This is a genomic window from Paenibacillus sp. FSL R5-0914, from assembly GCF_038004525.1.
Classification (GTDB): domain Bacteria; phylum Bacillota; class Bacilli; order Paenibacillales; family Paenibacillaceae; genus Paenibacillus_AQ.
The window spans coordinates 1,730,660-1,743,828 of sequence record NZ_JBBORH010000001.1 but is presented as its reverse complement, the minus strand read 5'-3'; the positions used below and the strand labels follow the sequence as shown (position 1 = coordinate 1,743,828).

Here is a 13,169-nt window from a genome sequence, read left to right as displayed (position 1 = left end):
TGCTCTCAGTCTCCGGCACACCTTCCCTGTTAAGATCCGCTATAATGCTTACTCTCTTCGTCATAGTCTTATTTATGTCAGCGCGTCTTTTGCGCTGGTTTCTGCTATCTTAATCAAAAAATGTTTCCGATGCAAGATAATAATGGAACGCTGAGTAGCTTTAACGCAATAAAATCATATGAGATACAATTATTCTTATAACAACTCGCTAGAATAGGCTTTGAAGTATGAAATAACCCATACCCATACTATTCTGCCACTGATTAAAAGGTTCCAATCCCTTTCTATGTATGAAGTTGACAGCGATATTTTGATTATTTACAATTAAATCATTGAAAATATTTCCTGTTCTTATTCACTGGCAGCTTTAGCGTTGACAATACATAACTGAAGGGATGTAGCAGCATGAGCATTTATCCATATACAGCACGCAGTATTCGAGGAAAAGAGATCGAACTAGAGGAATACAAAGGTAAAGTACTTTTGATTGTGAATACAGCAAGTAAGTGTGGGTTTACCCACCAATACTCCGACCTGCAAAAGCTCTATGAGCGATACGAAGATCGTGGCTTCCAAATTCTCGGTTTCCCTTCCAATCAGTTTGGGGAACAGGAACCTGGCAGCAATGAAGAAGTGAATGTATTTTGCCAAATCAATTACGGCGTTACGTTCCCTCTCTTTGAGAAAGTTGAAGTAAAGGGCGAAAATAAACATCCCCTCTTCACTCACCTTACTGAGCAGGCTGGATTTGAAGGCTTCGACATGAACCATTCTTCAGGAAAGCTGCTTCAAAGCATGCTTGAGAGCAAAGATCCGGAAGCACTGAACAATGACGAAATCAAATGGAACTTTACTAAATTTCTAATTGATCGCGAAGGCAATGTAATTACAAGATTCGAATCTACTGTGGATCCGCTGGATATTGAGCCAGCGATCGAAGCACTGCTATAGTTTTTTTTAGATATATACCGAACTAATGATATCAACTTAAAGCACAGTAGTCACTGCGGTGAATAATTGGACTTCCGGCCGCTGTTGTCCCCAGATTTCTTGATTGAAACCGCTCTTCGCGGTGGAAATCCCGGGACAAAGGCCTACATAGATTGAATTTCTATACAACAATAAGCCGCCCAGACTCCAACTCTGGGCGGCTTTTTCACGTACGGTACTGCTCGGTAAACACTTCAAAATAAGGGGTGGTATCCCTTTCAGCCATTGAGCCATTAGCGCCCGGTCCCCAGCCGATCTCAGCCCGCCAGCTCCCTAGCAACCCTGTCTGGATTAGCGCCTCCTCATTTACACCGATCAGTTGATCTGCCTGTGGCGCTACATAAAGTGCATCTACAGGGCAATAAGCTTCACACATAAAACAAGTCTGGCAATCTTCCTGACGCGCAATAACCGGAATCTTCCCCTGCATTTCGAATACGTTTGTCGGACATACTTTCGTACACAGTTTACAACCCACGCAGCGTTCCACGCTGATTAGTTCGATCATATCGCCTGCCCCTCCTTTAGTAGATTCAGTTCATGAGCATGGGGCACAGCCTCGGTACCGATGCTTATTTGCTCTATACCGGATACAATCAGTCGGTGGGTTTGACGCGGATCAAGCTCCGGATATTCCGCGAGCTTTTGCAGGCCGCGCGTCTCCTTCCGGGCCAGCGCGGCGGTGTACATCCATCTACCAACCGCGAGCATAGCCGCGGCTTCGCGTGCTTGCACGATGCCCTGTACGGTGGCGGGAACGCGCCCGTTCAACAAGGGCATCAAGGCATTCAGCCGCTTCAAGGCTGAAGAAATGCCCGGTTCGCTGCGGAAATAATTAATCTGCAGCGGTAAGATTTCACGCTGGATCGCCGCGACTAGCGGCTTCACCTCCAGCGTTTCCGAGGTGTCGGCGCCAGCCGCCAAACCGTAGCGTCCCGCTGCGGTCAGATTGCGGCTGTTCGCCTGCCCTCGGCAGGACCGCGCATGCTGCGCGGCTCCCTGGCCTGCCCAGCTTCCGCTGCATATGGCCCAGGAAGCGTTATAAGCCCCGCCGCCGGAGATGGCGCCGGTCACTTTCTCGCGAGATGCGGCATCTCCGGCCGCATAGAGTCCGGGCACGGTCGTCCGGCAGTCCGTGCCCGTAAGGCGCAGACCCCCAGTGCCGCGCATGGTTCCCTCATAGCGCAGGGTGAGCGGGAATTTCTGCTTAAACGCATCAATTCCCGCCCGCTCCAGCGGCATAAAGAAAATCGGATGCGCTTTTCGCAGAAAATCCTGTTTCTCCGCTGTATCTGCCAGATCGAGCGAAGCATAAACCGGCCCCTTGAGCATCATTTCAGGGATGCTGCCAAAGGTCCGATCCCCTTTATGCAGCGGATGACCGTCCGCATCATAAAGCGTTGCCCAAGCTAGCATACGGCCACGTGTTACAGTTCCATCTGCAAAGCTCGGAGCGTATTGGCGGCTGAATTCCATGCCTGACAAATCGGCTCCCACCTCAGCGGACATCAACAGCCCTTCTCCTGTCAGTACATTGCAGCCAAGACCTTTGCTGAGAAAAGCACAGCCTCCGGTTGCCATCACAACGGCATTGGCCTTCACTTCCCAAGACTCCCCTGTCAGACGGTTAATCCCACGTGCCCCGCCAACCCCATGTTCATCATGAAGAAGCTCTAGCGCTGGCGACTGATCGAGGATCGTGACCCCCACTTTGCGGACAACTCTTCGCATAATCCGCATGTACTCTGGTCCATGCAGATGTGTACGCAGTGAGTTACCTTCATCATCCTTCGGAAAAGGATAACCCCACTGCTCGACTAGAGCCAGATTCTGCTCTACCTGATCCAGCACGCGGTGAATCCAAGCATTCTCCGACAGATATCCACCAGATTTTAGTCTGGATTGAACCGCCTGCTCACGCAGCTCGGCAATTGGAGGGATAACGAGCAGCGTTGTACCGCCCGGAGCAGTGGCGCCGCTTGTGCCCAAGTAGCCCTTATCGGCCAGGACTACTTTTGCTCCTTGCGACGCTGCACTCCATGCCGCCCAAGCTCCTGCGGGACCTCCGCCAAGCACGAGCACATCCACTGTCATTTCCTTCTTAAGCTGCGACATATCTTTTCCTCCCAAGCATTTGCGCTTTCCAAGCAATTGTTATTTCAGCTGCCAATCGCTAATATTGAAGTCTTTTTTCGCTAATTTTTCTTCGACAAGGAAGTTCTTGGTACCCTCCAGTAGCTTGGTTCCTTCGTCAGTGAACGCGGTATCTTTGATATCACTAATTGGATTTACTTGCTTCGCCAGCTCTGGCGTTGTATCTCCGATTTCAGCCAAAAATTGATAATATTCATCCTCGTGTTGTTTCAAATCCGCCAAGGCTTTCTCACGGGCTTCGTTCCACGCCTTCGGAAAGTCAGGGAATTTCGCCAGATAGTCCTCGGACACGACAGTTGCACTAGTGCCGAGCAAGTTCGGATGCTTCGAGGCATCGTCTAAGTGAGTGTAACCTTGGTCAATTAACTTCAGCGCAGGTACACCCAAATTAGTCGTAGCATCTACATCTCCACGGGCCAAAGCTGCGGTAGCATCCGGAATGAGCATATGCACGAGTTTATAGTCAGTTACGCCTTCCTCCTGAAGTAACCCAACCACATAGCGGTGCATGAAAGAGCCTTTTTGAATGGCAATAGTCTTCCCTTGCAGATCCTTCACCGTCTTTGGTCCATCCTTCTTACCGATTAGATAACCGATAGTGTTGGCTGAGGATTGTGAAATCAGACGTGTCTTGGCGCCAGAAGCATAAGCAATAATAGCAGGTGTATCCCCAAGGCTGCCGATATCTAATCGACCACTAATTAAGGATTCTGTCTGATCAGGGCCGTTTGGAAAGCCCGTAAGCTTCACTTCAGTAATGCCATATTTCTTCAACTCTTCTTGAATGATCCCTTTATAAAAGCCCCAGCCCTCCGCGCCACCTGGCACATTCAGCTTATTAGAGCCTATAAAACCAAAGTTCAGTACCGCTGGAACGTTACTTTCGGCTTTGCCTCCAGATTTCTCTGTACTAGAGCCGCCGGATGCAGATGCTCCATTTCCTCCAGCGTTATTTCCGCAAGCCTGAAGAACCAGCATAACCATCATAATCGTAGTTAAAAGTGCAAATCGTATCCTTTTAGAACGTTTCCCTTGAATCTCTCTGTACGCTGGTTTCATTTCTTTCTCCCCCTAGATTTATGTTATTTATCTTAATCTTAATCAAGGTCAGAACCCTGCCCTCGACGCCAATTTGTACATAAACTCATGACTTGCTACCGGTTGTCTGCCTTTGCCCCAGCCTACCTTTTCACGATAACCACCAAGTAATCCCTGCTCTTGAAGCCCTGCCTCTGTCACCCCAATCACTTTCTCTGAATCTGGCGCAACGTAGAGAGCATCCACAGGACAATACAGCTCACACATAAAGCAAGTCTGGCAATCGCTCTGCCGGGCAATAACAGGAATGCCATCCTCTACCCGTTCGAAGACATTGGTCGGGCAGACCGATACACATTGGTTGCACTCTACACATCTGGCAGCGCTGATCACTTCAATCATGATAGAACACCCTCCTTGGCCACGGCTTCTGTCTTCACCCATACCTGATCCAATCCACCGCTAATCAAGCGATGATGCTGTTCTTGATCCGTTCCCTTAAAATCTTCACGCTTATGCATGCCCCTCGTCTCCGTACGGGCAAGCGCGGAATTGTACATCCAGCGGGCGGTTGCAGTCATGGCTTCAGCTTCACGCGCTTTAACCCCTTCAGGTGTACGCTGAATCTCACGGCTACGCTGATCTTTCCACAATTCATCCAGACGACCTAATGAAGAGGTCAGCCCTTTATCCGTACGGAATAAATTAATGTCATACGGCTTCACTTCAGCCTGCACAGCAGACACAACCTCTGACGTATGAGCTGATACTCCAGGCTTCACTTCTTGATGAACCAGTGGAGAAGATGATAAGCCGACTGGATTACGGTACGCTGCATTCGAGCCAAGGCTCTGCGCATAGACAGCAGCCCCTTCTCCTGCAAAACTGCCGGATGACATAGCCCAAGCCGCATTATGGCTGCCACCACCAGTAAATCCCCCGCAAATTAGCTCACGGGTAGCTGCATCTCCTGCCGCATAAAGTCCGGGAACACCTGTGCCACAGCTTTCGTCCGTGATATGAATACCACCCGTCCCACGAACCGTTCCTTCGAGACGAAGCGTAACCGGAAAAGCATCCTTGAAAGGATCGATCCCTTGTCGATCAAAGGGCAAGAAAAAATTCGTCTGCGCCACCCGCAGAAGAGGTCTTAAATCTTCTGGTGCTCCATCCAGCTTGGCATATACCTGATTGCCTGCTAGCAGATTCCGAGCGATAACTGAACGCCCTTTCTTGGAACCCGCCCCTTCCACAATGCTTCCATCCTCATAATAAAAGCTGGCATAGTTGTAATATGCTGTCTTGGTTACAGAGGAGAACGTAGGGCAGATAGCATAGGCATTGGAGAATTCCATGCCGGACAAGTTCGCCCCAGCCTCAGCTGCAAATAGATAGCCATCACCAGTAAGCACGTTGCAACCAAGCGCCTTACTTAGGAAGGCACAACCCCCAGTAGCAATAACGACTGCCCCTGCTTGAACTGTCCAGGTCTCACCACTCTGGGTATGGACTCCAGCCGCTCCGGCTACGCCATGCTCATCCGCAAGGAGCTCCATGGCTGGGCTATGATCTAAAATTTTAACGCCCGCCTTTTTCACAAGCTTACGCATTAATTTCATATATTCCGGTCCCTGAAGACTCTTGCGATACTGGTTACCCTGCTCATCTACAGGGAATGGATATCCTGAAACGCCAAGTTTGTTCATATTGGCATAGGTACGGTCTAGCACTCGGTCCATCCAGCGGGATTCAGCCAACTGACCGCCCAATGTATAACGACTTGCTTTGGCCTCCTCCCGGAGCTTCTCATCCGGCTTCACATACCAGACTCCTGTTCCTGAGGGGGCCGTTGCACCGCTCGAACCGCAGTAGCCTTTATCTGCGAGGACAACTTTCGCCCCCTTCGCTGAGGCCGTAAGGGCTGCCCATGTTCCTGCCGGTCCTCCACCTATAACAAGCACATCCGCCACCAAATTCAACGATCCTTTTTGTATCGATCCACTCATAGCTCAAGACCTCCTCAAATGATTTACCCTTCGTAACTATCGCGCCAGAACAGGAACTTGCGTTCAATGATTCGGAACAAAGAATCGATTAGCTTCCCGACAATAGCAAAGATAATAATGCCTACAAACACAACCTCTGTATTAGAGTTCTGCTTCGCCTCATTGATCAGGAATCCAATGCCGGATTGTGATCCAATGAGTTCAGCTACAACAAGACCGATCCATGCTACAGCCAATGACAGCCGCAATCCTAACAAAATCCCGGGTAATGCTGCCGGCAATATCAGCCTGCGCAGCTTTTGGTAAGGACTAAAGCCTAACACCCGGGACACCTCAAACAGCTTATTGTCCACATTGCGGATGCCCATAAACGTATTAATATAGAGTGGAAAGAATGACCCTGTCAGAATGATCACTACTTTGGACATCTCCCCAAATCCGAACCACAAAATAATCAGCGGTGCTATAGCTAGATGAGGAACAAGCCTAAGGACCTGTACACTAGGATCGAGCACATATTCCACACTGCGAAACAAGCCAGTCAGTACTCCGAATAAAAGGCCTAGAACACCTCCGATAAGAAATCCAACTCCCGCCCTCCCCATACTGACACCTAGATGATGAGTTAACTCTCCAGTCACCAATAGGCCTGTAAAAGCTCTGGCGATCGACAATGGAGTCGGCAGAAACTGCGCGGAGATCAGTCCGGTGCTTCCTGCCAGCTGCCAAAGTACTATTGTAATCACCGGAATGATAGCGCCTGTTCCCCAATCTGACAGTAGAGATTTCCATGCTATAGGTACCGCGGATTTCTCCAATTTCTTAGTCGATAAAGGAGCAATATCACTGCTATCTAGCGATTCTCTTGCTCTTGTAGTGTTATTCAAAATAGCTTCTGCTCCATCGCTCATGGCGCATCCCCCTTTCGTTTCTTGCGCGTTTTCTGTTTATCCGCGATAGCTGTCCTGCCATCTCAGCAGCCGACGTTCAATGTAGCGAACAATAGAATCACTCACCAGTCCTGCAATGGCAAAAATAATAATTCCCACGAACACCACAGGTGTATCCGCGAATTGACGCGCGTCCGACATCATATACCCAATGCCTGAAGTGGAAGCAATCAGCTCTGCGACTACCAGACCTAACCAAGAGAGCCCCAAGGAAAGGCGCACTCCGAGAATAATATTCGGCAATGCCGCTGGAAGTACAAGTCTTACAACCTGTTTTAACCGGCTGAATCCAAGCACTCGAGATACTTCGAACAGCTTGTTATCCACGCCGCGAATGCCCATGAACGTATTAATATAAAGCGGAAAAAATGCTCCTTTAGCAATCAACAGCACTTTAGACTCCTCACCGATCCCGAACCATAAAATGAATAGCGGCACTACAGCCAAGCTTGGTATCATGCGAATCATTTGCAGGGATGGATCTAGCAATTTCTCTGATCTGCGGAACAGACCTACGAGAATGCCTAATAGCAGACCAAGTCCACCACCGAGCAGGAATCCGGCAAGGGCTCTGACCAAGCTGATCCTAAAGTTCGGCCATAAATCCCCTGAAGCAGCCAAAGTTACAAATGATTCTGCAATGGTATACGGCGTCGGGAACAGCATCTCTGAGATCATTCCATAGTGTCCAAGGGTCTGCCACAGAATCAGTACAGTGCCCGGCAGCAGAAGGCCCAGTCCAAATGTTGTTACCTTTCCGGGGCGTCCGGAAGTTCTTACGGCTATAGCCCGGTTTGTCATGCTCTGCACCCACCTTTTTTAGCTTTACAATCTCTTTAAATAACAAAAAGAGACCCTCGAATATTGAACACTTTCGGAGGTCTCCATTGGTATGGTCGACATATTTATATTCCTGCCCCGTCAATAAGCTCAAGCTCATCGACTTTTTCAAAATAATTCAGCACCTTCAGGCGTAACTCTTGAAAAGAAGACGTTGTTTTTTTACGTGGATACGGCAAATCAACCGGGACAATCTTACGTATTTTCCCGGGGCGAGGTTCTAAAATCACTACCCGATTACCTAGAAATACAGCCTCATCAATATCATGCGTTACAAAAATCATGGTTGTTTTGTTAGCCCGCCAAATGTCCAGTAACACCGTCTGCATATGCGCTCTAGTGAACGCATCCAGTGCACCAAACGGTTCATCCAGCAGCAGGATTTTGGGATTTCGCAGTAGCGCACGGGCTATCGCCACCCTCTGGGCCATCCCTCCCGATAACTCCCGGGGATAGGATTTCTCAAACCCATTTAACTTGACGAGATCAATTAACTCATCGACCTTGCGTCTAATTTCTTTGTTGCCTAGCGGCAAATCAGAAGCAATATTCTTCTCTACGGTGAGCCAAGGAAAGAGACGATGCTCTTGAAAAATAAATCCCTTATCGATTCCGGGACCCCCAATCTCCGTCCCTCCTAAGGTAACACTCCCCGTATATCCACTGTCCAAACCGGCCACGATGCGCAGCAGCGTGCTTTTGCCACAGCCACTGGGCCCGATGACCGTAATGAATTCACCCTCTTGCACATGGAGATCAACATTATACAGTGCCTGAACATGCCCTCCGGTAGTCTCAAAACGTTTATTTAGATTTGAAATCGACAGCAACGCTTCTCCCATCGTGACCCCTCCTTAAATTCTGTATACAAAAAAACAGAGGTATTGCGCTTTTACATTCGCAATACCTCTGTAGGAACAGTCGGTAATTTTTATTCAAAGTAAATCAATTGGAATTATAATATTTAAAATATCATCCATTTGAAAAGCTGTCAACAATAAAACTTTTTTCAGACACACTTGTTTACATCAAATATCTTAAATATAAATATATGCTTGAGATCACAATGGACAGCAGCATTAAAGGGAAACCCACCTTCAAATACTTCATGAATGTAATCGGATAACCCTCTTTTCCAGCTAGACCAGCAACAATCAGATTAGCACTGGCACCGATCAATGTACCATTGCCACCCAAGCAGGCACCCAAGGCTAGACTCCACCAGAGGGGCTCCAGATTGGTAATCCCCATCTGCCCCATCTCCTGTATCAAAGGAATCATCGTTGCTACAAAAGGAATATTATCAAGAAACGCAGAAGCAATTGCACTGACCCATAAGATCATCATCGAGCTCATGAGCACATCCCCACCCGTTAAATCAATCGCGTTGGCAGCCAGCTCCGCGATGACACCTGTCTCGACGAGTCCTGATACCAAAACAAACAGTCCGATAAAAAAGAAGATCGTAATCCACTCCACGCTGTGAAAAGCTTTTTCCAGCATGTGTTCTCCTCCAGTTAATAAGAGCAGTAAAAAAGCCCCCGCTAAGGCAACCGTTGCTGACTCCAAATGTAACGCCTGATGTAAAAAGAAGCCCGTAATCGTAATTCCAAGTACGATCAAACATTTTCGCAACAGCTTATGATCTGTAATCATTGCCTTCTCATCCATGTTCATGATACTTTGCTGCAATTCCGGAGTGGATTTAATTTGCTTACCAAACATCAGTAGTAAAAGCGGGATATACGCTAACATAATGATGATAATCACAGGTGTTAGATTGCTGATAAAGGACATAAAAGTCAGCTCTTTCACAGCACTTCCGATCATAATATTCGGTGGATCTCCGATCAATGTTGCCGTCCCACCGACATTAGATGCAATAATTTGTGACATCAAAAAAGGCAGCGGATTTATGCGCAGTTGCCTTGTAATACTGAAGGTAACAGGCACCATAAGTAGCACTGTTGTAACATTATCCAAGAAAGCAGAAGCCACAGCAGTAACAACAAACAAAGCAATCAGGATTCTTCTCGGCTTCCCTTTCGCCAGCTTTGCTGATTTCACTGCCGCATATTTAAAAAGTCCTGTCTCTGCAGTAATCCCTACAATCATCATCATGCCTACAAGTAATCCGATGGTATTAAAATCAATATGATGCAGTGCCGTCTCCTGATCCACAATACCCATCGCTACCATAACAATAGCGCCTAACATCGCTAAGATTGTACGGTGAATTTTCTCAGAAATAATCAGTCCATAAATCAGTAGAAAAATACCTATCGCCCAAATCGCTTGCTGTTCCATGATATCCCCCGGTCCTTCTTAGTAATCTTTTAAACCTATAACCTATTAATTATAAATTAGATTTGTGTTTTTCGCACTGGGATTTTAGAGTCCAATTCATAGAAAACGGCCCGACCGAATATTCTTCGGCGAGCCGCTGATGCGTTTTATTATTTCATCTTCAGAGCCTGAGGCTCCTTGAAAGCAGTTAACTTCCCTTTGCTTTGTACAATAATCATTCCGTTCTCAAGCAGTGTGGGTCCAAATACTCGATCAGATGTTTTAAGCTGTAAAATCGGTTTGGCACTAATCAAATCTATAGCCACTAGTTTACCATCCGTCTGGGCTACATACATGCCATGTCCGAGCAGATCGAAGCGGGCAATCGGATTGCTTAATCCGCCGTACTGGACTGCGGTTTTATTCACCATTTTCACACCATAAATACTTTGATTGTCGCTGAAAAGAATTTTTCCATCATAAGGGCCTGCCGCATAGGACAGCTTACTTGCCATAGATGCGTAAGTGTAATTATCTCGTGTTACGGTAGCAGGATCAGCATTTGCTGGATAGCTGAATACCCCTTTTTGTCCCCCGATATATATTCTGTCCCCAATAATCCAAGCTATACCGCCACTACTTATATATCCATCTTCTGTCACTGGGTTCTCAGGGTCAATGTTATTAGGATTATACTCTACCGTCTTTACAACCTTACCTGTCTTCACATCTAGATGATCGAGCGTTGTCAAAGGGATAAGATCCATCAAGGTAGCTTGCCGTTGTGAGATGAGCGTTCCATTACCTGCTGCAATCGGAAGACTATGATTCCGACTATTCCAGAGCTCCTTACCGGTTATACGATCAAATGCATGTAAGATGTTATACGTATAAGCGCCGGATTCTGAGTTTTCAGCTAATATTAAATTATCTTCAATCACGAATGGATCAAACAGCGGTGCATTAAAATTATCACGCCACTGCAGCTTGCCATCCTTCAGATTGTAACTTTGAATATCACCACTTGCGGTAGCAAATAGCTGGTCTTTATCAATAACCAATTGACTGATACCTTTGCTATTTATGAATGAGCTCCATTTATTTTTACCAGTAGCCGCATGAACAGCATAAATGGTACCCGCTTCAGAAGTCACATAAGCTACTCCGTCTTGATAGAGCAGTGGTGTCTTTAGTTTGGCGCCATATTTCCATACTACCTTTCCAGTCTGAACATTAATAGCGAGTAGTTGACCCTTTTGTAGGATAAAAGCTTTCCCTTCTCCTACAGAAACAACCCCATTACCCATGAGGTAATCCGTTGATGAATTTTCAGCAGCTGGTACATCGATTGTAGTGGACCACTCCACCTTCGCAGCAGGCAGGTTTGCATAATAATCTTCAAAATTCGATCCTACATACGAGGTGTGCGAATCAACCGCAGCAGCTTGTACCGGGTTTACCATAAGCAATAACCCTAAACCAATAATCACAGTACGAAGATACGACTTCAATAATGTTCCTCTCACCACCACACGCCTCCTCATATAAATGCTTCAATTGGATAGATTCTCAAAATAAAATATAATACTAATGACGAGCAGGATGTAAGAACATGGATTATTCTTCCTCATTTTGACATCCCAAAGAGCAGAAATCAAAACATTTACTCATAAACTTACAATTTGTAAGTTATTGTGTTATAATAATCACATTCTTCTATAAACGAACAAGCTTTATCAAATATATGAATAACAAGGGGTTTGTAATCATGAGTAACGAGGTAACCACAGCACCAGCATCCGATTTTGAATTCGGTATCTACACCTTAGGAGACATTGTAGCTGATTGTCATACCGGGAATAAGATCAGCCCGAAACAACGACTCGACGAAGTTGTAGCTGCGGCCAAGCTGGCGGATGAGGCGGGGCTTGATGTATTCGGTGTAGGTGAGCATCATCGTCTTGATTTTGCGATTTCTTCGGTTCCAGTCGTGCTGGCAGCCATCTCCCAGGTTACCCGCAGAATCAAGTTGACGAGCGCCACTACTGTATTAAGCACCATTGATCCCGTGCGCGTATTCGAGGATTTCGCCACACTTGATTTACTATCAGATGGCCGTGCAGAGATTATTGCTGGACGTGGTGCTTTTGTGGAATCTTTTCCGCTCTTTGGGTACGAACTTGAAGACTATCATCGACTATTCGCCGAGAATATTAATCTGCTTCTCGAGCTTAATAAGCATGAAATTATGAACTGGGAGGGTTCCTTCCGCTCATCCTTGAAGGATTCTGAGATTGCACCACGCCCTCTTCAGCAAAGCCTTCCTGTATGGATTGGTGTAGGTGGTTCTCCTGAAAGCGCGGAAAAAGCTGGCGTACTCGGAACTGGAATGGCCATCGCCATTCTTAGCGGTAGTCCAGAACCTTTCCAAGAGCTTGCTGCAACTTATCGACGCGCTGGAATTCAGGCGGGTCATGCCCCTGAATCTTTAAAGATTGCGATTACTAGCCACGGCTACATTGCCGAAACTTCACAGCAAGCGCTCGATGAATATTACCCATACTACTATAGTTATCGTAATTCCATCAGCCCAAAACCTGGTCAAGATTACAGCGTGTCTCGTGACGACTTTGGGCAATATGTATCTGCTGATAACACGATGGCTGTAGGTAGCCCGCAGCAAATTATTGAAAAAATCCTCTATCAGCATGAGCTGTTCGGCCATAGCCGCTTTATGACTCAGCTCGACATCGGCGGCCTTCCTTACGCCAAGGTAGCCAAAGCTATTGAACTATTGGCAACTGAGGTCGCCCCTGTCGTACGACGCGAGATTGCCAAGAAGAATAGCCGATAGAACTGAGGGGCTGTACCAGTTAATAAAAAAGCACTTCTCCCGCTCGTGGTC

Annotated in this window: 12 protein-coding genes; 2 read left to right on the top strand and 10 right to left on the bottom strand. The window is 47.0% G+C overall.

Features of this window, described 5'->3' with window-relative positions; genetic code table 11:
• Positions 1 to 405: 405 nt before the first annotated feature.
• Positions 406 to 951, top strand: coding sequence for a glutathione peroxidase (locus MKX60_RS07685; protein ID WP_042191922.1), 546 nt, complete (start codon positions 406 to 408; stop codon positions 949 to 951).
• Positions 952 to 1,156: 205 nt separating this feature from the next.
• Here MKX60_RS07685 and MKX60_RS07680 read toward each other — a convergent pair whose 3' ends face one another.
• The 10 genes from MKX60_RS07680 to MKX60_RS07635 all read right to left on the bottom strand — a co-directional run bounded on the left by MKX60_RS07680 (position 1,157) and on the right by MKX60_RS07635 (position 11,790).
• Positions 1,157 to 1,498: a 4Fe-4S binding protein gene (locus MKX60_RS07680; protein WP_076285502.1), complete on the bottom strand. Its 342-nt coding sequence runs from the start codon at positions 1,496 to 1,498 to the stop codon at positions 1,157 to 1,159.
• Entirely contained in the window at positions 1,495 to 3,105 is a 1,611-nt protein-coding gene (locus MKX60_RS07675) for an FAD-binding protein (protein WP_341059469.1), read from the bottom strand. The genes MKX60_RS07680 and MKX60_RS07675 overlap by 4 nt, the downstream gene beginning before the upstream one ends.
• A gap of 39 nt (positions 3,106 to 3,144) precedes the next feature.
• Entirely contained in the window at positions 3,145 to 4,203 is a 1,059-nt protein-coding gene (locus MKX60_RS07670) for an ABC transporter substrate-binding protein (protein ID WP_339243516.1), read from the bottom strand.
• A 48-nt stretch (positions 4,204 to 4,251) separates the two neighbouring features.
• A complete protein-coding gene (locus tag MKX60_RS07665) occupies positions 4,252 to 4,584 on the bottom strand; it encodes a 4Fe-4S dicluster domain-containing protein (RefSeq protein WP_149644870.1) in 333 nt (110 codons plus the stop codon).
• Complete coding sequence (locus tag MKX60_RS07660) at positions 4,581 to 6,188, bottom strand: FAD-dependent oxidoreductase (RefSeq protein ID WP_076285506.1); 1,608 nt, start codon at positions 6,186 to 6,188, stop codon at positions 4,581 to 4,583. Before MKX60_RS07660 ends, MKX60_RS07665 begins: the two co-directional genes overlap by 4 nt.
• Positions 6,189 to 6,211: 23 nt before the next feature.
• On the bottom strand, positions 6,212 to 7,099 hold the full coding sequence (locus MKX60_RS07655; RefSeq protein WP_341059467.1) for an ABC transporter permease: 888 nt from the start codon (positions 7,097 to 7,099) through the stop codon (positions 6,212 to 6,214).
• Positions 7,100 to 7,135: 36 nt separating this feature from the next.
• Positions 7,136 to 7,939 (bottom strand): ABC transporter permease, encoded by an 804-nt coding sequence (locus MKX60_RS07650; RefSeq protein WP_076300680.1) that lies wholly within the window; start codon positions 7,937 to 7,939, stop codon positions 7,136 to 7,138.
• Between the two features lie 104 nt (positions 7,940 to 8,043).
• Positions 8,044 to 8,820 carry an ABC transporter ATP-binding protein gene (locus MKX60_RS07645; RefSeq protein WP_042191938.1) on the bottom strand — a complete coding sequence of 259 codons (777 nt, stop codon included), beginning with the start codon at positions 8,818 to 8,820 and terminating at the stop codon, positions 8,044 to 8,046.
• 181 nt (positions 8,821 to 9,001) lie between these two features.
• Positions 9,002 to 10,285, bottom strand: coding sequence for an ArsB/NhaD family transporter (locus MKX60_RS07640; protein ID WP_341059466.1), 1,284 nt, complete (start codon positions 10,283 to 10,285; stop codon positions 9,002 to 9,004).
• 149 nt (positions 10,286 to 10,434) lie between these two features.
• Complete coding sequence (locus tag MKX60_RS07635) at positions 10,435 to 11,790, bottom strand: outer membrane protein assembly factor BamB family protein (RefSeq protein ID WP_341059464.1); 1,356 nt, start codon at positions 11,788 to 11,790, stop codon at positions 10,435 to 10,437.
• A 242-nt stretch (positions 11,791 to 12,032) separates the two neighbouring features.
• Here MKX60_RS07635 and MKX60_RS07630 point away from each other — a divergent pair, with 242 nt between their 5' ends.
• A complete protein-coding gene (locus tag MKX60_RS07630) occupies positions 12,033 to 13,118 on the top strand; it encodes an LLM class flavin-dependent oxidoreductase (protein ID WP_076285511.1) in 1,086 nt (361 codons plus the stop codon).
• Positions 13,119 to 13,169 lie beyond the last annotated feature (51 nt).

What these genes read in the sequence shown, in the direction of transcription:
- MKX60_RS07685 (WP_042191922.1), top strand. Translation starts at nt 406, where the DNA reads ATGAGCATTTATCCATATACAGCACGCAGTATTCGAGGAAAAGAGATC.
- MKX60_RS07680 (WP_076285502.1), bottom strand. Translation starts at nt 1,498, where the DNA reads ATGATCGAACTAATCAGCGTGGAACGCTGCGTGGGTTGTAAACTGTGT.
- MKX60_RS07675 (WP_341059469.1), bottom strand. Translation starts at nt 3,105, where the DNA reads ATGTCGCAGCTTAAGAAGGAAATGACAGTGGATGTGCTCGTGCTTGGC.
- MKX60_RS07670 (WP_339243516.1), bottom strand. Translation starts at nt 4,203, where the DNA reads ATGAAACCAGCGTACAGAGAGATTCAAGGGAAACGTTCTAAAAGGATA.
- MKX60_RS07665 (WP_149644870.1), bottom strand. Translation starts at nt 4,584, where the DNA reads ATGATTGAAGTGATCAGCGCTGCCAGATGTGTAGAGTGCAACCAATGT.
- MKX60_RS07660 (WP_076285506.1), bottom strand. Translation starts at nt 6,188, where the DNA reads ATGAGTGGATCGATACAAAAAGGATCGTTGAATTTGGTGGCGGATGTG.
- MKX60_RS07655 (WP_341059467.1), bottom strand. Translation starts at nt 7,099, where the DNA reads ATGAGCGATGGAGCAGAAGCTATTTTGAATAACACTACAAGAGCAAGA.
- MKX60_RS07650 (WP_076300680.1), bottom strand. Translation starts at nt 7,939, where the DNA reads ATGACAAACCGGGCTATAGCCGTAAGAACTTCCGGACGCCCCGGAAAG.
- MKX60_RS07645 (WP_042191938.1), bottom strand. Translation starts at nt 8,820, where the DNA reads ATGGGAGAAGCGTTGCTGTCGATTTCAAATCTAAATAAACGTTTTGAG.
- MKX60_RS07640 (WP_341059466.1), bottom strand. Translation starts at nt 10,285, where the DNA reads ATGGAACAGCAAGCGATTTGGGCGATAGGTATTTTTCTACTGATTTAT.
- MKX60_RS07630 (WP_076285511.1), top strand. Translation starts at nt 12,033, where the DNA reads ATGAGTAACGAGGTAACCACAGCACCAGCATCCGATTTTGAATTCGGT.